This is a genomic window from Paenibacillus sp. S-12 (assembly GCF_030363895.1).
Classification (GTDB): Bacteria; Bacillota; Bacilli; order Paenibacillales; family Paenibacillaceae; genus Paenibacillus_B; species Paenibacillus_B alvei.
The window spans coordinates 15713-34173 of record NZ_JASIUF010000008.1 but is presented as its reverse complement, the minus strand read 5'-3'; the positions used below and the strand labels follow the sequence as shown (position 1 = coordinate 34173).

At 43.3% G+C, this 18461-nt stretch carries 20 protein-coding genes and 1 pseudogene; 4 read left to right on the top strand and 17 right to left on the bottom strand.

Annotation, left to right across the window (positions count from 1 at the left end; genetic code table 11):
- Window positions 1–335: 335 nt before the first annotated feature.
- From NO352_RS07680 to NO352_RS07635, 10 genes and pseudogenes are all read right to left on the bottom strand, one after another.
- Window positions 336–1070, bottom strand: coding sequence for a YfjL-like protein (locus NO352_RS07680; RefSeq protein ID WP_005549762.1), 735 nt, complete (start codon window positions 1068–1070; stop codon window positions 336–338).
- A 65-nt stretch (window positions 1071–1135) separates the two neighbouring features.
- Entirely contained in the window at window positions 1136–1600 is a 465-nt protein-coding gene (locus tag NO352_RS07675; RefSeq protein WP_289355273.1) for a VOC family protein, read from the bottom strand.
- Between the two features lie 95 nt (window positions 1601–1695).
- The gene (locus NO352_RS07670; RefSeq protein WP_268619849.1) at window positions 1696–2565 is read right to left on the bottom strand and encodes a GNAT family N-acetyltransferase; all 870 of its coding nucleotides are present in this window, start codon (window positions 2563–2565) and stop codon (window positions 1696–1698) included.
- A gap of 132 nt (window positions 2566–2697) precedes the next feature.
- Window positions 2698–3264 carry a GNAT family N-acetyltransferase gene (locus tag NO352_RS07665; RefSeq protein WP_005549766.1) on the bottom strand — a complete coding sequence of 189 codons (567 nt, stop codon included), beginning with the start codon at window positions 3262–3264 and terminating at the stop codon, window positions 2698–2700.
- A gap of 286 nt (window positions 3265–3550) precedes the next feature.
- The gene (locus NO352_RS07660) at window positions 3551–4024 is read right to left on the bottom strand and encodes a GNAT family N-acetyltransferase (protein ID WP_005549770.1); all 474 of its coding nucleotides are present in this window, start codon (window positions 4022–4024) and stop codon (window positions 3551–3553) included.
- Window positions 4025–4058: 34 nt separating this feature from the next.
- Window positions 4059–4478 carry a GNAT family N-acetyltransferase gene (locus NO352_RS07655; protein WP_005549772.1) on the bottom strand — a complete coding sequence of 140 codons (420 nt, stop codon included), beginning with the start codon at window positions 4476–4478 and terminating at the stop codon, window positions 4059–4061.
- Between the two features lie 255 nt (window positions 4479–4733).
- On the bottom strand, window positions 4734–5687 hold the full coding sequence (gene corA, locus NO352_RS07650; RefSeq protein ID WP_262866794.1) for a magnesium/cobalt transporter CorA: 954 nt from the start codon (window positions 5685–5687) through the stop codon (window positions 4734–4736).
- Between the two features lie 459 nt (window positions 5688–6146).
- Complete coding sequence (locus NO352_RS07645) at window positions 6147–7091, bottom strand: 5'-nucleotidase (RefSeq protein WP_262866795.1); 945 nt, start codon at window positions 7089–7091, stop codon at window positions 6147–6149.
- Between the two features lie 21 nt (window positions 7092–7112).
- The gene (locus NO352_RS07640) at window positions 7113–7541 is read right to left on the bottom strand and encodes a hypothetical protein (protein ID WP_005549780.1); all 429 of its coding nucleotides are present in this window, start codon (window positions 7539–7541) and stop codon (window positions 7113–7115) included.
- Between the two features lie 335 nt (window positions 7542–7876).
- Window positions 7877–8208, bottom strand: a pseudogene (locus tag NO352_RS07635) (VOC family protein); the annotation flags it as partial.
- A gap of 248 nt (window positions 8209–8456) precedes the next feature.
- Between NO352_RS07635 and NO352_RS07630 the strand changes: the two are divergent.
- The 4 genes from NO352_RS07630 (at window position 8457) to NO352_RS07615 (ending at window position 12642) form a co-directional block, all read left to right on the top strand.
- The gene (locus NO352_RS07630; protein WP_262866796.1) at window positions 8457–9539 is read left to right on the top strand and encodes an ankyrin repeat domain-containing protein; all 1083 of its coding nucleotides are present in this window, start codon (window positions 8457–8459) and stop codon (window positions 9537–9539) included.
- Between the two features lie 418 nt (window positions 9540–9957).
- Entirely contained in the window at window positions 9958–10299 is a 342-nt protein-coding gene (locus NO352_RS07625; RefSeq protein WP_005549785.1) for a DUF485 domain-containing protein, read from the top strand.
- 3 nt (window positions 10300–10302) lie between these two features.
- On the top strand, window positions 10303–11850 hold the full coding sequence (locus tag NO352_RS07620) for a solute symporter family protein (protein ID WP_289355272.1): 1548 nt from the start codon (window positions 10303–10305) through the stop codon (window positions 11848–11850).
- Between the two features lie 282 nt (window positions 11851–12132).
- Complete coding sequence (locus NO352_RS07615; RefSeq protein ID WP_289355271.1) at window positions 12133–12642, top strand: GrpB family protein; 510 nt, start codon at window positions 12133–12135, stop codon at window positions 12640–12642.
- A gap of 281 nt (window positions 12643–12923) precedes the next feature.
- On the opposite strand, the gene NO352_RS07610 is transcribed toward NO352_RS07615, so the two are convergent.
- From NO352_RS07610 to eutD, 7 genes are all read right to left on the bottom strand, one after another.
- Window positions 12924–13061: an aspartyl-phosphate phosphatase Spo0E family protein gene (locus tag NO352_RS07610; RefSeq protein ID WP_483311825.1), complete on the bottom strand. Its 138-nt coding sequence runs from the start codon at window positions 13059–13061 to the stop codon at window positions 12924–12926.
- A 274-nt stretch (window positions 13062–13335) separates the two neighbouring features.
- Complete coding sequence (locus tag NO352_RS07605) at window positions 13336–14622, bottom strand: helix-turn-helix domain-containing protein (protein WP_353961231.1); 1287 nt, start codon at window positions 14620–14622, stop codon at window positions 13336–13338.
- Between the two features lie 220 nt (window positions 14623–14842).
- Complete coding sequence (eutH, locus tag NO352_RS07600; protein WP_289355268.1) at window positions 14843–15943, bottom strand: ethanolamine utilization protein EutH; 1101 nt, start codon at window positions 15941–15943, stop codon at window positions 14843–14845.
- Between the two features lie 297 nt (window positions 15944–16240).
- A complete protein-coding gene (locus NO352_RS07595) occupies window positions 16241–16786 on the bottom strand; it encodes a BMC domain-containing protein (RefSeq protein WP_005549791.1) in 546 nt (181 codons plus the stop codon).
- On the bottom strand, window positions 16779–17054 hold the full coding sequence (locus tag NO352_RS07590) for a EutN/CcmL family microcompartment protein (RefSeq protein WP_005549792.1): 276 nt from the start codon (window positions 17052–17054) through the stop codon (window positions 16779–16781). The genes NO352_RS07595 and NO352_RS07590 overlap by 8 nt, the downstream gene beginning before the upstream one ends.
- A 15-nt stretch (window positions 17055–17069) precedes the next feature.
- Entirely contained in the window at window positions 17070–17804 is a 735-nt protein-coding gene (locus NO352_RS07585) for a hypothetical protein (RefSeq protein WP_005549793.1), read from the bottom strand.
- An 18-nt stretch (window positions 17805–17822) separates the two neighbouring features.
- The gene (gene eutD / locus NO352_RS07580; RefSeq protein ID WP_268600041.1) at window positions 17823–18461 is read right to left on the bottom strand and encodes an ethanolamine utilization phosphate acetyltransferase EutD; all 639 of its coding nucleotides are present in this window, start codon (window positions 18459–18461) and stop codon (window positions 17823–17825) included.

Below are 18461 nucleotides of genomic sequence, written 5' to 3'. Positions count from 1 at the left end.
CTGATGTCCAAACTGATACAGCAACCCTGTATATCGTAACTCCATCATAAATATCATTGTTAACGTATGACGATGACAGCGTTACTATGACTTTCGCACTTTCCAACCTTATCCACAAAAAAGAGCTGTCTCATGTCATATTTGTCATGACAGGGACAGCTTTCTTGCAGGCACATAGCCTTTGAACCTCTTAGTCCATTTATCATTTCATCCCATTTGGATGAGCTTCATCCAGTCGCTGGAATACAGTCCACATTACATTTCATTATGATCCTCCTGCAATTCGAGCAAATTTACAAATTAATCAATCTAGGTCATAACATTGGAATAGTTCATTACCAAATTTTGATTTCCCTCTTCAATTCGTCAATAGAATGAAGCTGCTTGAGTTTATCATGCTCAATATGAAGAATTGCCGTCTTAGTCATCTCGTTTTGCTGAGTCTTTTCCGTAGAGGCTGCTCTTACGATCACATCTATCGGGTTAGAGGTTTTCACCATATCATTTATGACCACACGCAGCTGAGTCAAAAAAGGATCACCTATATCGACAGTCTTTAATCGGATAGACAATTCAGGGATATCCTTGGGCTTCACGGGAATACGTACCCCATACTGATCCTTCTCGCTGCTAATTCCCTCTGTAAGCGATAAGGCATAATAAGCGTATTCAACCTGTATGGTGTCGATGTCCTCAAGTTGGAATAGATCAGGATACCTCTGCTTCAGTTCATGCCGAATCTGCTCAGACCAATATACAAGGCTGTAATCATCCTGCAATCGCCTTCCCACGTAAAGACCCTGTTCATCAAAATCACGTTCGTCTTCTACATGAATGATCACTTTGTCCGGATCCATCACGTTAAAAACCTTCGCAGTATACACTTTAAACTTGAAATTATAAAAGCTACCTGCTGCAACAGCATCCATATTATACTTTTGTTTCATGTATTCGATTGCTTCCCGCTTAACTTCTGCATGTTTCCAAGGCAAGCCTTCTAGTTCTGAATAGATGTAAAATCCAAAGGATGCAACCAAGACAACCGCCACAGAAAAGATCATCTTTTTCATGCAACACCTCGCAAGGCAAACTACTTCAACGATTAAGCAATGAAAGCAGTTTGCTCATTTTTTACTCACATCATGCTTCGATTCCTGAAAGGTGCATATCCTACCTTAACCTCATCCACTGGATCCCATTTCGACCATGCCGCTTCAAGCATATTTCCTTCATTGTCTCGAAAATAAAAGTATTTGGCTTCGCCTTCACCCAATGTATAAAGCTCCTGCACCGCGACTCCATTCTCTTTCAAATAAGAATGCGCATATTCAATGTCCGGACATTGAAGTGCCATAATCGGAAATGGACTCCCATTTCTGCTGATCTCTAGTCTATGTTCATCTTCCGTTTCAATTAACAGCAAGGCAATAGAATGCATATGCGGGTGATGCATAACCGCAAGGAATGAACCTCGATCTTCAAATTTGTTCATTAACATAAATTCCAAGTTTTTTGAATACCACGCGATAGATTCATCCAGTCTTGATGTCGGAACATATACGTACCCGATTCGTGTAAATGCAAACTGTGCAGCGCTCATAATCCGCCCTCCTTATTCGTTTCCTTCAGTATGTAACAATGATTGCGGTCTCTCTACTTTCATTTTCTTAATTCGTCTAGGATGCTCTCCAACTGCTATCCAAATATTTGTGCTGCAATTCCGTACAAGGTATTATTCCTCGCAGGCAACTGCTCTGCATTCTGAATCATGACTGGAGGATGAGTCTCCCTCGTAAAGCCAGCTTGCTCCAACAGTCGGATAAACCCAGGCTGCTCCTCAGGCACATCAATGCGAAGCAGCTTGCCCTGGTTGGATTCGGCTAAGAAGTGAATCACGGCCGCAGCCGCTTCCTGCTGAAGCGCTATAACCGGCCCTAACACAACATATTTCGGCCCTTTTACAGCTAATCCATATCCTAGCAGATTTCCTTCTGAATCCTGCACGATCACGCTTTGTTTTGCCTGCTTCATTCGAGCAGCAAGGAATATCTCTCTATCCGCGCCGATTGCTGCTTGATCCAGCTCTCGAACCAAGTTGAAGTGCTCCTCTTGCATAGGCAGCACCCGACACTGTGATTTGTTGCCAATTAGAATAGAAGAATTGCAGTTCGTGCACACAAGCTTATTTACATATGTAACCGTATGATAACCTAAGCCCTCATATAACGGCTTCCCTTCTTCCGTCGCAATCAGCATGATGGTGTCGTTATGACCGACTGCATTCATACAGGCTTGGACAACCGCTTTTCCTAACCCTAAGCCTCTGTACCGACTATCTACGATAACCATGCCGATTGTAGATAATCCAGATCGATAAGGAAGGATTGCAGCACTTGATATAATCTCGCCTTGATCATTGCGATGCCCCCATACCGTACCAGCTGACATGATCGTCTGAATATCGTGCTCATCATAATCCCAACCGATAGATGCGGACAGGTGAATAAGTCCTTGTGTATCATTGGAATGAAATTGTTCTGCGGCCATTGCCTGAATCGGAATCATCCTATATATCACCTTTCTATTTAACCCAAGTTAGAAATAAAAGAACCCAGCTCTCCAAGATCATTGTTCTCTAGGGCTGGGTCGTAGTTGGGAAATTAAATATTTCATTATGATACATACAAATACCTTTTACTAAATTCTTTTCCCTTCATATTCGATCTTGAATGAGCGGCACGATGGATATTCATATTCATGCTTTAACATTCCCATTATAATCAAGGATTCATAGCCATCTTCCGTCCGTATACATTCACGTAGCATTCCTTCTACTTGAAATCCGGCGCTTTCATATACATGCTTCGCTCGCAAATTATGCTCCTTCACATCCAACCATAGGCGGTGGGCATTTACTATTTCAAACACAAAATGTGTAAGCAAACGGATTGCTTCTTTGCCGTATCCTCTTCCCTTATCGACAATATTGATCCGAACCAGCTCAACAGAGCGATGCGAGTTTAGCAAACCAGCCAATATGATATATCCGACCTTCTGACTATCCTTTGTATGTATGATGAAATGAAGGGTATCATCGCTTTGTATCGTATCAACATGCTTTTCCCGCGGCCATACTATAACATACTTGCTGTTCTCGGGATCTTTTTCAGCGGTTAATACGAAATCCAGATCTTCTTCTCTAGTTCTACTCAATTGGATATGTTCAGATGCAATGACTATAGTAGAGATAAATTTCTGTTCCATTGATTTTCAACCACCTTTTTAAGACCTGTACGTTGCAGCTACAATTCTATCTTTCAATAGATGATATAGATAAGCAATGGTATTGGCGGCAGTATGCTCATCCCCTTCTTCCATAGGGAAATCCTCATCTCATCAACCGCATCCTCCATGCCACTATCGTTGCCGATTGAGATATCTCCAACTTGAAATTCGAATACTTTCTTCGTATCGAATATCAACGAGGGGGTACCGCTAAAATGTTTAATTGTTAATCTAACAAAACTGAATTTCTCCGCTCTCCGTCGCATTAACTCAGAATAGTATCAAAGCACATCTTGTAAAATTCGTGCCTTCCTCCGTTCGTCTCCTGCTCGAATGTGTCAACAATCTTGAAGCCAGCTTGTTCATAGACCCTAATTGCTCTTTTGTTAAAGGATGCCACCGACAATGTGAACTTCTGCGGTGCATACTTCTCTCGAGCATAGTCAAGTCCTGCCTGAATAAAATCGTTTCCGATGCCTCGTCCAGTTAAATCAGGCCGCATTCCTAATCCGATATCAACTGTATCCGCTGACGTCATATGAAACGTATAAAATCCAACAAGCTCCTCATTTTGCAACACAACATAATGTGTACAACCACGCTGTTCAGCATCGAGAAATTCTTTTAAATCGTCCTCATCCGCCATAATGTCGTAAAATGAGTATATTCCAGAATAATGCCAGTTATATGCGATTTCTTCCGCCTGTGTTTGAGTCATTTGCCGAAAGTGAAAACTCATCGGTGCTCATCCTCTCTTCTGTTCCCCGTACTCTTCACGTTAATATGCACAAAAACCGCTCCACACCCGGATATTTTTCTCCAAGACTCGTAATATCAAAGCCTGCTTTCTGATAGAATCCAACTGCATCACGATCCGTTTCTGCCTCAAGTTTGCCGATATTGCTGCTTTGCATGAATTCATTGATCATGAATTGTCCAATTCCTTGACCTCGAAGGTGCTGTTTCACAGCAATATGGCGCAAGACGGCCCCTCCATTTTTTACGATGGATATCCCTATAAGCCCGACCAACTCTTCCTGATAGAATTGGCCAAACAATTGTAATGAAGGATCGGTTCGGTATCTCTCAACCTGTCGATTTATTTTGTCATCATCAGGATACATACATTCTGCCAGCAATTCACGAACGCGATTCTGATCGGGATAGTCTATTACATTCACAAGTGCTTTCAAGTTACTTCCTCCGTGTTGATTGATTATGTATAAAAAACTTGCTAGTTATTCTCCAGCATTCCCCCTTGCCCTTTTCTTGAAGCACTGCATCGCAGACAGGAGGCACTGCCACATATTTGATGCCCCTAGGCTCTAATTGGTTTCCTATTCCTAAATAATTCACTACATCTAGGTAAATGTAATGATGAGCGTTGGCAAGCCTTCTCAAGGGAACCATGCATCGGAATGCGAAGACCAGATGTGTAACCCTTCTTCTCAATCAAACCAGCCTTTTCTTTTGAACCAGGCATACATTCCAATACCACCGACAATGAGAACTCCCAGAACGATAAAATAACCCCATTGCCAATGAAGTTCAGGCATGTTATCAAAATTCATGCCGTATATCCCGACAACGAATGTAAGAGGCATGAAAATGGTCGTTATTACAGTCAACGTCTTCATAATCGTATTCATGCGATTGGAATTTAAGGACATATAACTGTCTCGCATATCTGCAGTCATCTCGCGATTCGATTCGATCATTTCAGACAGCTTCAGCAAATGATCATAAATATCTGTAAAGTAGAGCAAATGACTCTGCACGCCTTCAATACGCTCGGAATTAATGATTCGGTACAACAAATCCCGCATCGGCACTATCGTTTTTCGCAGCTTCAGCAGCTTGGATCTGATTTCAAATATATCGTCCATTAAGCTCTGGATGGAGTCCTTCCCTTCATTGGATTCAATATCAGACAATTGATCTTCAAGCTGATATGCCGCCGGGAAATATTGATCGACCAACTTGTCGATTACCAAATGAGCCGCATACACATGTCCGGCTTCGAACAGTTGCTGCTTCTCCGCAATGCGATTCCATGCGTCGTCGATTTCCTTGGAAGGATTCAAATGAAACGTTACGATGAAATTATCTCCCCAAAATAAATCCACCTCTTCTGCCGCTAATGTATGGGGATGCAGCGAATGCAGAACAAAAAAATGAGTATTTTCATAATGATCAACTTTCGGGCGCTGCAGCAAATGATGTAAGCAATCTTCGACGGCTAGTGTGTGGAAATGAAAATACTGCTCCAGCAGCCTCGCTTCCTCAGGCGAAGGTTCATTGAAGTCTACCCAATACCACTTTGGTTGTATATGCTCAAGTTCTTCTAAGGTTATATCTCGCCTTAATTCCATCTTATCCGTTACAGCCAAAATACGAAGCATATTTGCATCGATCCCTTCAAGTTAGGTAAATGACATGCAGTCGATAAAAATAGGATCTTCTGTAGTTAGTATGCCAGAACTATTACGTATAAATCGGGCATCCATTCAGTCGATATGCCCTCCATACCTTTGGAAAGCTGAAATACAGTCTCATTCTGCGATTTGTTCGCAATAGCTTGTACCGATTCGACCCCTATGCCAAGCGGCGTTCAAACCTACGCTCTTCAATAAATTCACTGGCACATACGGTTCACCATTAAAAGCTCAGATGTCTGGAAATATGGCATACTCGCCTGCAATGCGATGCTGTTCAATTTTCACTGTTTCAAACTATCGCCTTATCTGATTATGCATCTGTTCATTCTCGGAACCATGAGCGCAAACAACCCACTTCTAGCAATCAGCGAAAGGTGGGTTGAAGTAAGAAGCTGGAACATAGTATATAAATAGAGATAGACCTTACATACTGGTTTGCTTAGTTTCTGCATTTCTTACACCGAACGGGACATGCACGGAAGGCGCAATTCTCGCAACTCCTTCGATATGCCCGACCTGATCATCGAAAAAGATGTGAGGTTTAAAAATTTTCAGTACCCGCTCCTTCTCTACCCCACCTAAGAAAAAGGCTTCATCAATCCGGATATCCAACTTCCTGAGTGTGGAAATGACCCGTTCATGCGCAGGCGCATTCCGCGCCGTTGCGATGGCGACTCTTATTTTCGGACGATATTTTGGATTCTCGATTCTTCGATTGATTTCTCTTCGTTGAAGCTTGGATATTTCGAGAAAGAAGCGAAGCAGCGGGCCAGGTGGCAACGGCTCCCCCGCCATTAGCTGTTCATGCTGATGAAATAATCCTATTGCCCCCTGCTGGTACACCGCTTCAGCCGAATCGTCTGCAATAATTCCGTCGAAATCAAATGCGATACGGAGCTCTTCATCTTCGTCATCATCAACGAAATCAGTAGGATACACGCAGCCCGCTGGCAACCCCAACCCGACGGCATGCTTCACATCATCTTTATTGCCAGACAAAAAGAGCGACGCATTAAAAGCATCCATATAAACAAACGGATCATTTCCAGTGACGAACACCGCCCGCGTAATAGGCAGACCATAGTGCTCTATTGATTTGAATACGCGCAGGCCGGTATCCGGATCATTGCGTGACAACAGAACGACCTCTACTGCTTGATCGCCGATATCCGTACCGTTCAGACCGAGCAATCTCTTAATAAGTGGGAAAGCTACTCCCTTATCAAGCACCCGCTTCTCATGCTCACGTTGGTACTTCCGATATTCCTCTTCCCCGTGTTCTTGAAAGACAGCATCCGATTCTGTCAAATCAAACAACGCGCTCGATGCTACAGCAACTACAAATTTATCTTGGATGTGATATCCCATGTGATTATCCTTCCTCTAGTTTTACTCTTGTATTTGACTCAAATGTTCACGCATTTTCTCCCCAATGATCTCATAGAACGAGACGATATTATCTTCTGGGCCGTTCACGATTCGTTTGAATGCTTTCGAGATTGGACTGGCCTTCGCACCTTGAGCATCCAGCAAATACCCGCCTTCTACCGCTTCCCAGTTGCAAAGTTCCCCCAGCTCGATTCTCATCACTTCTCCAACATAGGTGCCCCATATCGCGGCTATCGACCACACCTCTCGATCGAGCGGCTTGATCATATCTGGCTGACTCGCATAATCATTAGCATAATTGTCCAATATGTCCTCAACGCGATGTACGCTCTCGCTGCTGAAGTCCAGCGTATGACCCATCGATGCGGCTATCTGAATTGCCATTTTCGTGTGATGAACGACCATTTCATTCAAGCTGTATGTTTCCATGTTGTTTCCCTCCAATATATCCTCGTTGTCGTTATTCTCTGTCTTATCATCAACTTACTTGCCCAGCTCCGTGTACTTGTTAGAGTAGCGTTATCTGCATAAGGAGGCTTCAATTCCGGTATATAAGCCCTTTGCTCCTTCGATGCGTTCCAATCCGGTAGAAATTCCAAAATAGCAGGCTGCTGCGTTAATGCACAAATAGCATCCACATCTTCCATTCGATACTCACGCAGCAATATGTCGCCACAATCAATTGTTAACTCTGTCATCCCCGTCAGCACTCTCCTGATGATGCAATGTCGCTCCCCTAGAAGGGAGATTGCCATTCTTATATTGTGTAATCGCTTCCCGAAGGGATCTCGAACATAAAAGCGTCTTACTCCCCAAGGCTCATCTGCAGGCCCATACTCGATTGAAAAACCGGCACGTTCCATGTTCATCAGCACAACATCGACATCATCCACTTCGATCGATAAATCCGGCACAGGCGTATCTGACCCTCCTTGTGATGCGATACTCATCTGAACACTCATTTGAGCATCATTTCCATAGGTAGCAATCCAACCGTGATTCATCACAGATTCAGCCCTAATATTTCCTCATAGAAATGTTTGGCATCCAACAGATTCGATGCTGCAATATTCGCCACGATTCGTTTAACCGCCATAAATCCCTCCATCACAAGAGATCAATTTTACGACTGAAATATCCCTGGCTATTCCATGAACTTCCTGTATTGAGTGTACTTTACACTCATACGAAAGTATATACTTTCCTGATTTGTTCGGGGGAAAATCACAATACCTTTATGCGGTGGTATCAATCGAAACCTGTTGTTCAATTCACTCTCCACCATCTATACTGGAAAGAAGTAGACAAAAGAAGTAGATTCCTTACACGATCGGAGTTGATGAGATGTTTAAGCTAAAGGATATTGGAACCTTTACGTCGCTGCCTGAGCTTGCTATGCACATCTATGAAGGCAATCTATCAGCGCTGCGCGATGCCATTGCACAAGGCTGGGATATGGAACAAGAGATCAGAATAAGCCAATATACAACTGTGATCCCGCTAGAACTAGCCATAATTATGGAACAATTCGAGGTAATTAAATTGCTTATCGAGCACGGGGTGAATTTGAATCACAAGAAGGAACCGTCCTTCCTGCTAGCTGTTCGCTATTGCGAAGAAGAGATCATAAGATACGTCGTAGCACATGGAGCCAAAATCGATGCTCTGGATCATCTTAAGAGCAATGCCTATGTACAAGCTTATTACGGAAAAAAACACAACCTCCCGCTCATCCATGAGCTTGGCTTAGATGCTGCCAAATATGGCGGTTACACACTACGCAAAGCCGTTGACGCTCGTGATTGGCGCACGATTGAATTTATGCTTCAGCATGGAGTGGATATCAATTTCAATAAGCCGGATATGGTCTACCCGTATTGTTCTACCCCTTTAACCGCTGCTGCACGAAATGGCGATTTAATGATGGTTCGATACTTGGTTGAACATGGAGCGGACGTGTGTATATGTGAAAAAGGCGGTGATCGTGCCTATACGATTGCTGTGCAAAATAAAGATAGCGCTATGGCCGAGTATTTAAAGTCATTGGAGCCTGCAGAATTTCATAGCATTGAAAATAAAAGATTGGCATTGAAGAGCTATAAGCTGCCACAAAACCTTATTGATTTTCTAATAGGAGACAAGCTGCGAATCGAATTGCCTGACAACGACTACGAAATCGGCTACATTGAGTTCTTCCCTTTTACGGAAACGATTGAAATGAAAGCAGGCAGGAAGAAATTGCTGCGTCTCTCCGCGGGCGTGGATAACTATACTTCGATTCTCCTTGTCTGGAATCCAAAGACGAAATGCATCGGCTACTATGATGAGGAGCATCAGGAATACGGCGATGTATGCAGTTTCGAGGATTTTCTTGCACTGCCTGAGCTGTATCTAACCAAGATTGTGGAGGGTGAATTGGTGACATGAAGCAGTACTTCTAATTTTAGAGTCATACATACGGTATATAAGAACCAGATTAGCAAGCTCTCGAAATATCGAGAGCTTCTTTATTTTATATCTCTAAAGTTAGGTGCTGCCTTCTATAACAGTCTTCCACTACATTTGCCTAATCGCCGTACACACCATATTGCCAAATATTCGAATGTCCTCAAATAATCATAACCTACAGGATTAGCGCCTCAGATTTGACTGATTAAAGATACAAACAAATTTATATCTTTACAACTTTAACGGTTATAGTATAATGTTTTCGAATTGTATTTTTCAAGTTGTTCACATTTCAATTAAAGGTGGTGGCCGCTAACAACTGTATGGCACAGCATCTTTTGTAAGCGCTTCGTTTTTGTACGATGCAGGTATACTCATTGAATGAGAGGGAATGCTGATGGCAAATAAAACGTTAACCGCCGAGCACTCGAGGCAGGAATTAACTCCCGAACAATACTCATCCATTGCGAAGTCAGATAACTTCAGAAAGCTGATTCGAACCAAGAAAACCTTCATTATTCCTTTCACAATCTTCTTCCTTTGCTTCTATTTCGCCTTACCGATCCTTACATCCTACACGGACATCTTGAATTATTCCTTTTACGGCAGTATTACATGGGCTTGGGTCTTTGCCTTTCTGCAATTTGTGATGACCTGGGCATTTTGTATGATTTACTACAAAAAGGCTTCTACATTTGATAAAGCCTCCGACCAAATAATTGTTGAGAAAGGGAGGTAGACCATGAATACTGCTGCATTTCTTATGTTTTTGGCCATCGTTGCCTTGACACTCGTTATTACATATTGGGCTTCGAAAAAGAGTAAATCTGCAAGTGAATTCTATACAGCCGGAGGCGGCTTGACCGGATGGCAGAACGGGATGGCAATTGCCGGGGACTATATGTCAGCAGCTTCGTTCTTAGGGATTGCGGGGTCGATTGCGTTAGCAGGATTTGATGGATTTTTCTACAGTATCGGCTTCCTTGTTGCTTACTTAGTCGTACTCTTCTTAGTCGCAGAACCTTTACGAAATTTAGGGAAATATACGTTTGCCGATATGATTGCAGCTCGCTTCAAAACGACAAAAATTCGCGGATTCGCTGCGTTTAATACCATTGCCATATCCATCTTCTATATGATTGCACAGCTTGTAGGTGCAGGAGCCTTGATCAAGCTGCTTCTCGGTATTGATTTTGCAACCTCCGTCATCATCGTAGGTATTCTTATGACCGTCTACGTCACGTTTGGCGGAATGCACGCAACGAGCTGGGTACAGATTGTCAAAGCAATTCTGCTTATGGGCGGAACGTTTCTGATCTCGATTCTCGTGCTATACAAATTCAACTGGAGCCTCACAGGCATGTTCGATCATGTCAAGGATGCAACGCCACTCAAAGAGAACTTCCTTAATCCTGGCGTTAAATATAAAGATGGTCTTGATACACTGTCTTTGACGATGGGATTAGTACTTGGAACCGCAGGCCTTCCTCATATTCTTGTCCGCTTCTTTACGGTTAAAAATGCGAAAATAGCTCGCAGCTCTGTTGTATACGCAACTTGGATTATCGGTATTTTCTATGTGATGACGATATTCCTGGGTTTTGGCGCTGCTGCATTCGTTGGAAATGGTGATATTACCGCTGCGGATAAAGCAGGGAACATGGCTGCACCGCTCCTCGCAAAAGCACTGGGCGGCAATATGCTATTTGCATTTATTTCTGCTGTTGCCTTCGCAACTATTCTCGCCGTTGTAGCTGGACTTGTACTTACCGCTGCTGCTGCCTTCTCCCATGACTTCTACAATCAAATCTTAAGAAAAGGGCAAGCGACAGAGAAGCAGCAAGTCAATATGGCACGTTATGCTTCCATCGGGATATCTGTTATTTCTATTATTCTAGCCTTATTTGCACAAAACCTTAATGTTGCATTCCTCGTATCGCTAGCGTTTGCCGTTGCTGCGAGTGCAAACCTGCCTGTTATTTTATATACAATATTCTGGAAACGTTTTAATACGAATGGCGCGATCTGGGCCATGATGGTTGGTCTGATCGCCTCCGTAGGACTCGTTCTCGTCAGTCCGAACGTATTTCATCCTGAAGCTGGAAAAGCAATCTTTGTTGGTAACGCGCTTTATCCGCTTACGACTCCAGGTATTGTATCCATTCCGCTCGGTTTCATCGCTGGTTACATCGGTACCATGCTGTCGAGTAAAACAGGAAAAGCAGACAATCAAGTTGAATTCGATGAAATTCTCGTACGCTCCAATACAGGAACCAATACCACGATGTGACCCTAAGTTTATATTGTATGCACAAAAGCATCCATTCAGCGGATGCTTCTTTTTTACGTATGTCTTTCTTACCGATGCAATATTGAAACAAGATGTTGCATCTGCGACGCGAGCCCACTCGTCATGATAGCCTGAATACCTATTCCTAATGATTAATGAACCGCAACCGCTAATCAAAACGTTTACTTCTTATTTAGCTCCCCCTATGATATATCTACAGGATAGATTTCTAGTTAGATACACATTCGTGCTGGTTCAAAGTGAAGGAGGAGATCTGTAGCAATGAACGTAACCGTAACGAAATATAATGATGACTGGAACCGTATGTTCGAAGATGAAGCTCAAAAGATAAAAACGATTTTCGGAGATGAGTTGACCGACATCCATCACATTGGCAGCACTTCTGTTTTTGGATTACAGGCTAAACCGATTATCGACCTGATGCCGGTTGTAAAGGACATTGGAAAAATCGATGCTTTCAATGAGCAAATGACAGAACTAGGCTATGAATGTATGGGCGAATACGGCATAAAAGGACGAAGATATTTCCGAAAGGGCGGTGAGCATCGGACACATCATGTACACGTTTTTCAAGCAGATAACAAGGAAGATATTCAACGTCATTTGGCTGTAAGGGATTATTTGCGCGCACATCCTCAGGAAGCTGAGCAGTACGGCAACTTGAAGGAAAAGCTGGCAAGTCAACATCCGACTGATATTGAAGCTTATATGGACGGAAAAGATTCATTTGTGAAGAACCTCGAAAAGAAAGCATTGGATTGGCGTTCGTAAAAAGTCACTGGGACATTACGACTATTGCTAAGATCTTTTTTATTGATGGCTATGCATTCAACAAATCCGTTTTGAACGAACGGACAAGTATACAAAAATAAAGGATGTCCCGACTAGGGCATCCTGTTATTTTGTATCGGGTTTGAAAACTAAGTACAGCGCATAAACAATAAGTGTAGCGATACCTAATTCGTATAATAGCCTCAAATAATCCAAGTGACAAGCTACAAAATTTGCAACTTCAACATACACAATTCTCGTGTATAGACAATTGCAAGCGCTTAATTTTTTGATTGTTTTTTCTTCTGCATTTCTACTATTAATCCATCTAACTCTTGACTAATCATAACCACATCTAGATCTGTAAACCCCCCCTTATTCTGAACTATTTCCATTAACTTCTCTCTTAGTTCATTAATTTTATTTTCTAAAGAATCAATATCTATGACTATTCACCTCACGGATACTATCTCTTCTTGAGTATAGCGTCCGTTACAAGTCAAATATGTGAAATAAATCCCACTGCAACATCATGTCGAAAAATGAAAAAGAGCAACACCTTTTTGGCGCTGCTCTTTAATACTACCTACCACGGATGGATAACCCCAGAGCCACCAGTAAACTGGACTACTGCTTCGGAAATAAAAACTGCAACTAGAAGGGTGTTAAAAACTAATTTACTAAATTTGTTTTTCATGACAATCCCTCCAATTTAGAGCTTCGCTGATAGTATTCTCTTAATTTATCTAGTGTAGACTGAGGAGAAACGTTATTCATAAAATGGATATGCAATGCGGTATTCAAAGCTTCTTTTTCTTTTGATGCCTCATCTATTTTGGAATACCAGAAGGCACATTCTACCATGTGTTCAATGCTTTTGTCTATGTCACCTACAGTCTTATAATACTCTGCCTTGATCCGAAGATAATCAGCGTATACAGCACAAGCTAGTGGGTTTCTTTTATCAACAAGGGACGTAGTTACCCTGTCATTTTCCAGAACAGCTTTAGCTGCTCCAAGATTATTTTGCTGCAAGTTCAATTGAAGCAGTTGTTTTGTAGCAGGAATAATTAAGGCATTTCGACACGTCTGTAAAAATGCTAACAGTAGCTCTTCTGCTTTTACCGTTTCTCCCCTTCTAGCCTTATAGAACGCATCCATGATAACGACATTTTCCTTTGTATGTGGGTAAGAAAAATTTTTATATTGCAGCAGGTACAGTTCTGATTCAGTGTGTGCTCCAATGCTAAAATACGCATCTATAAGTACACCAAGTGCATCTGTTTTAAATTGACTTTCACCATTTTTCAATACTTCTTTGCAATAACCAATGCACTCACTATGGTAGTTTAGTGTATATGCATGAATAGCTAATTTGTAATACAGGCTAACACGTTCTTCGAACGATAAGAAATCAACATATTGGAGAACATATTTCCCGTTCTGAAACGTTTCTTTTAACTTTGAGAAATCGTTTCGTTCAATCAGATATCGTTGGTACAAGCCTCTGGCTATATAGGGCATTATTCCGTGCGAACGCGAGTGTTCTATGATGAGGTTATATAAGGACAATTTGATGGAGTCATCTTCAATGGAGTCGATATTTAGAAAAAGCTCTTCTGTTAAATCAACACTATCTTCATTTGGTGCTTCAAGATACTTGGCTGCAACCTTACAAATCAAATCATTACTGCACTGGTGTAAAATCGTGCTTTGAAGAATGTGGAGCAATAAGTCTGCTCTTTTTTCATCTTCGACATAATAATCAACCAATGTTTCAAAAGGAATCTTCAATGCAACAGCCAATAGCTGTAAGGTTGAAAACTCTGGTCGTTTTATTTCGCTGTTCTCTATCCTTGATATCGTACCTTTATTGATACCTGACAGCTCTGATAACTGCGCAATCGTTATATTCGATGCACATCTAGTGTCGTAAATTAATTCTCCGATTGTTTTTATGATCGCTGCTTTCAATATCACCCCTCCTTTTCTCAAAATAATTACCTATAATTTACCATTTTTCTAATACTGTGTAAATGCGAGTGGAAAGAAAGATAATAAAGTATTATTGAATATTCACCATAAAAAAAGAACCCTTCATAAGCTTAAACCTATTGAAGAGTTCAAAACAATTTATATCATGCCCATATACATAAATAGAGAGATAGAGTGCCCATACCATTCATTAGACCGATTCCGGCTATTCTTCCTTCAGATCCGGTTCGGGTGCTAATTTTTTAGCTAAGAACATAGCCACGATAATCGCTGTAATCCCGCCGACAAGCTTGCCGACGATCATTGGGAAAATCATTTCCTTTGCGACCCCAGCCGTAAAGCCGAGGTGATCGCCGAATACGAATGCGGCAGAGACGGCGAATGCAACGTTGATAACCTTGCCTCGCACATCCATGTCCTTCATCATACCGAACATTGGAATAACGTTGGCCAGCGTCGCTACCAAACCTGCTGCTGCAATCTCGTTCATCCCAAGCATTTTGCCCAGCTTCATAAGAGGCTTGTTGAATACCTTCGTAATAACGAATACCATCGCAAAAGCACCAGCCAAAACAATGGAAATGTCGCCAACGATCTTAATTCCTTCTTCAATCGGTGCAAGTCCCGGAATGATTGTAATATCCGTCAACTGCTGCGTGATGCCAGCCGCAAGACCAAGCGTTGCAACAATGACGATGAACTGACCGAAAATCGTGAAGCCCTTGATCATCCCGTTCGGGAATTTCCACAATCCCAACACAATCAGTACGGCGAACAGGATGATAGGAACTAGGTTGGACAAGATCATTGAGAGCGAATAACCTGCCACCAAGCCGCCGATTAAGCAGCCAAGCGGAATCGTTATAATACCAGCCAATACGCCAGTAGCCAAATACTTCTGGTCTTCCTTCTTAATAATGCCAAGTGCGACTGGGATAATGAATACGATTGTAGGTCCAAGCATCGCCCCTAAAATCGTACCCGCGAACAATCCCGCTTCCGGCGTTTGCGCCAATTCCTGCGCGAGTGAGAACCCGCCCATATCGTTGGCTAACAGCGTCGTTGCAAACATGGCCGGGTCTGCGCCGAGCGCGCTGTACAGCGGCACAACGACCGGACTGAGTACCTTGGCCAATACTGGGGACAGCGAAATAATTCCGACCATCGCCAGCGTAAGCGACCCCATAGCCATAATCCCCTCATCGAACTGGTGCCCCAATCCGAACTTGTACCCAATGCATTTGTCGATTGCTCCGAGAATCATGAAGATGACCATGCCGTATATGATGATTTCATTAATCTCCACGAACGTGCTCCTCCATTCTTACCTAAGATCAAAAGCGTATTTTTCAATCACGTTTAAAAAGATCGGTTGTCAGCACCGAGAAGGTTGCGGGAACTCGAAGCCTATGCTTTCGTAGCGAGTTTTGCGTTGCAAAACTTGTAAGGAGCAGCGCAGTGTAGGCAAAACTACATGAGCAGCTAAAATGTTTCCAAAGGAAACATACTTCGGAAGCATATGCTATTCGAGAGTGAACGCAAGATTCGATGCCGAGTTGCTTTCAATTTTACTTCGTGATCAAAAGCGAGCTTTTTAAACTACCTATCGGAAGTGTTGTTTGAGTTCTTCAGAAGGAGAAGGAATTACGGAATAATGAATCATCCGCTTTTGATCCATGGAGGATACGAACACCTTCATCCCCTGCTCGACATCACTGACACTTCCCGTGAATGCGGCGAGGAACTTACCGCCGATCGCCATGCCGAGATTCATTTTTTTCACTCGAATATCACATTGCTTTACTGCCTCATTCAGTGCGAAAATGCCGGAAGACACCGTAGACGTCTCCACGATTCCAAGCGCGTCCACAGGAATTGAGCCATTGCTTCGCTTCAATCCCTCCACAATATCGGAATGAACGCCTAGCAGCTCGAAGTCGCTGATTCGGAAGTCTCCCGCTTCCTCCCGCGCTGATTCCATCGCGGCTTGAACATCTGCGGTATCCCCACTCATCATAATGAGGAACTTGCCTGGACAAATCGGCTTCATATGATGCACACTGACGGGAGATGTCTTCAGCATGCGGTCAGCCGTTTCGTAGCCTTTGCTTATGCTTCGCAGCTCAATAACACCGATTGCACTAGTCATGGGACACCTCGATGGAATCGACGATGCCGACTATGACTGCATCGACGGGGATGTCCGAATTGGCGAATGATGCCCGGGCAGCGCTTCCCGTCGTTACGAGCACAGTATCTCCGATGCCTGCTCCCGCGTTGTCTGCTGCGACGAAATAATCGCGTTGAACAGGTTCATCATGATTCGATAGAGGCTTGACCACTAGGAAGGTCAGACCATTCAGCTTGTTGTCCTTGCGAGTTGCCCACAGGCTTCCCGTAACTTGTCCCACGATCATAGCTTCACCCCGCCGTTATCTTCTGTGCACCTGCATTTTCTGCATACGCAAGTAGTCTTGAGCGAGCGGCGTTATAATGCTATGCCGATCAATCACGATCTCTTTGCCGTTATGCAGGCGATACTTCTTCAGTTCTGCTTCCGTAATCACTTTGCGATTCAGCACGAACTCTTGAGCATGTGGAGTACTTGGAGCGAATTCTACATGGGAATCTTCCTGTTTTTCCACTAGCTGTTGTTCAGCTTGAAGTCCTGATCCTGCTTCCACATGGCTGTCCTCCAGACAGGCTGCCAGCAGATCATGTTCCTTCACCAAGCGAATGCCGTAAGCACGAAGCTTGTTTGCAAACTCATCATACAGCTTGTACAAGAGTACAGGCGCTGTCGCCTTATATTTGCGGTACAGCAATCCTTCCTCGAGCGCAATCACTTCCCGCCCCTTGAGCAGCATCGTTAAGACAAAGCGCTCGCGCGGGCCAGCACTTAACCCGTTTGCGAGATTGGAAAGCAATTGCAGGCACAGCTTTGGAATGATCAGCACATCGCAATCTCTAAACGATTCATCATAATAGAGAACATCATAGTAGGGCTTCAGTACATTCTCTAATTCCGGTACCGCTTCCACCGTTAGAAGAACCGCTCGTTTTTTTGCTGGAGCCGTTTCTTCCTGACGTTCTAGATTCAATCGCTTCATCACTTCTGCAGTAACAGCTTCAATGATTGCAGCTCGCTCTTGAGCTTCTATGTTCATTTTTTCACACTCCTAAACCTAGATGCTCTGCTTCACAATTTTCCCCTTCATTCCCTTTGTAAAGCCGCAAGCATTCGCCTCGTCGTAATCGATATGCATATAAGTTTCATAATTCGCACTAACGCGAACAAGCACATCATCGAAAATAAGCGGGCGCTTGCCAAATACTTTCACCTGCACAATATCGCCGTTCTTGACGTCGAACTTCTCTGCATCTTCTGCCTTCACATGAATATGGCGTTGTGCGGCGATAAGTCCTTTTTCCAAACGAATCATATTGCTGCCCGAAGCAATCACGATACCTGGTGTCCCTTCGAGCTTGCCGCTTTCCTTCACAGGAACCGATACGCCCAACACAACGGAATCCGTCAGCGATACTTCCACTTGCGACTCCTTGCGCTCTGGTCCAAGCACGACTACATTATGCAGCGAACCCTTCGGGCCGATCAGTGTAACGCGTTCCTTGCAGGCATATTGCCCAGGCTGGGACAAGTCCTTCGCCTTCGTCAATTGGTAGCCCTTGCCGAACAAGGCATCAATCGCTTCGCGACTCAAATGCACATGCTTGCCGGATGCCTCCACCTCGAAGCAGGTTGTTTCATTCTGCACCCGCTTCACCACTTCATTAATGATGCTTTCTACCAGTTGGTTTTCCAC

Bases quoted from the DNA above. Each gene is read 5' to 3' on its own strand.
- NO352_RS07680 (WP_005549762.1), bottom strand. From the start codon at position 1,070: ATGAAAAAGATGATCTTTTCTGTGGCGGTTGTCTTGGTTGCATCCTTT.
- NO352_RS07675 (WP_289355273.1), bottom strand. From the start codon at position 1,600: ATGAGCGCTGCACAGTTTGCATTTACACGAATCGGGTACGTATATGTT.
- NO352_RS07670 (WP_268619849.1), bottom strand. From the start codon at position 2,565: ATGATTCCGATTCAGGCAATGGCCGCAGAACAATTTCATTCCAATGAT.
- NO352_RS07665 (WP_005549766.1), bottom strand. From the start codon at position 3,264: ATGGAACAGAAATTTATCTCTACTATAGTCATTGCATCTGAACATATC.
- NO352_RS07660 (WP_005549770.1), bottom strand. From the start codon at position 4,024: ATGAGTTTTCACTTTCGGCAAATGACTCAAACACAGGCGGAAGAAATC.
- corA (WP_262866794.1), bottom strand. From the start codon at position 5,687: ATGCTTCGTATTTTGGCTGTAACGGATAAGATGGAATTAAGGCGAGAT.
- NO352_RS07645 (WP_262866795.1), bottom strand. From the start codon at position 7,091: ATGGGATATCACATCCAAGATAAATTTGTAGTTGCTGTAGCATCGAGC.
- NO352_RS07640 (WP_005549780.1), bottom strand. From the start codon at position 7,541: ATGGAAACATACAGCTTGAATGAAATGGTCGTTCATCACACGAAAATG.
- NO352_RS07630 (WP_262866796.1), top strand. From the start codon at position 8,457: ATGTTTAAGCTAAAGGATATTGGAACCTTTACGTCGCTGCCTGAGCTT.
- NO352_RS07625 (WP_005549785.1), top strand. From the start codon at position 9,958: ATGGCAAATAAAACGTTAACCGCCGAGCACTCGAGGCAGGAATTAACT.
- NO352_RS07620 (WP_289355272.1), top strand. From the start codon at position 10,303: ATGAATACTGCTGCATTTCTTATGTTTTTGGCCATCGTTGCCTTGACA.
- NO352_RS07615 (WP_289355271.1), top strand. From the start codon at position 12,133: ATGAACGTAACCGTAACGAAATATAATGATGACTGGAACCGTATGTTC.
- NO352_RS07595 (WP_005549791.1), bottom strand. From the start codon at position 16,786: ATGACTAGTGCAATCGGTGTTATTGAGCTGCGAAGCATAAGCAAAGGC.
- NO352_RS07590 (WP_005549792.1), bottom strand. From the start codon at position 17,054: ATGATCGTGGGACAAGTTACGGGAAGCCTGTGGGCAACTCGCAAGGAC.
- NO352_RS07585 (WP_005549793.1), bottom strand. From the start codon at position 17,804: ATGAACATAGAAGCTCAAGAGCGAGCTGCAATCATTGAAGCTGTTACT.